The sequence below is a fragment of the Shigella sp. FJ200513 genome, assembly GCF_040495915.1.
In the GTDB taxonomy this organism is placed as follows: Bacteria; Pseudomonadota; Gammaproteobacteria; order Enterobacterales; family Enterobacteriaceae; genus ECMA0423.
The window spans coordinates 1-619 of record NZ_JBDYCV010000270.1 but is presented as its reverse complement, the minus strand read 5'-3'; the positions used below and the strand labels follow the sequence as shown (position 1 = coordinate 619).

Here is a 619-nt window from a genome sequence, read left to right as displayed (position 1 = left end):
GAGAAATACGCCGCTACGACAGGCGCCTGAATATAATCTGTCGCGAGTGCCGGAAGAGCGAAGCTATGCAGCGTGTACTGGCTTTCTATCAGGGTAATTTTCAGGAGGCGATACTGTGAATGAAATTAGCTATCAGGCTTCAATTACCGCTGGCATTCGCATCAAAGGAGAGGAGCATGGAAATAAAACCAGAAGATGAGTTAAGCAATATCGTTTTATTTCCGATAAAAGAGGATGACCCTCGTAATCAGGTTAATTTTCTTTATAAGCCATCGGAAAGACCATATTGCCATCACGCCTCTGTACGGGTTGACGAAAAAGAGCGTCAGGTCCGCTGTAAAATCTGCGGTGCGGTTGTGGAGCCGTTTGACTGGATGCTCTCTGTGGCAAAAAGAGAAACCAGACTGGCAGATGATGTAAGGCTATTGCGCCAGGAGGAACAGGAAAGGCGGAGAAATATAGAAAAGCTGATACAGATTGAGCGTAACGCGAAAGCGCGGATACGCAGGGCGACAAAATCCAGAACTGAATAATTAAATTTAGCACTGTTAAAAATTTAATCCTTAACCGGAGGGATTTCTGCACCCTCAAATCATCAGGAGACCGCCCGAAAGGGCGG

General features: G+C 46.2%; 2 protein-coding genes. Both read left to right on the top strand.

The window, feature by feature from the left end:
• Positions 1-119: DUF977 family protein (locus ABZJ92_RS22155; RefSeq protein ID WP_086611284.1), on the top strand; the 119-nt coding region annotated here is incomplete at its 5' end.
• Between the two features lie 57 nt (positions 120-176).
• Positions 177-533, top strand: coding sequence for a hypothetical protein (locus tag ABZJ92_RS22150; RefSeq protein WP_005048249.1), 357 nt, complete (start codon positions 177-179; stop codon positions 531-533).
• Positions 534-619: the final 86 nt, after the last annotated feature.

What these genes read in the sequence shown, in the direction of transcription:
- ABZJ92_RS22150 (WP_005048249.1), top strand. Translation starts at nt 177, where the DNA reads ATGGAAATAAAACCAGAAGATGAGTTAAGCAATATCGTTTTATTTCCG.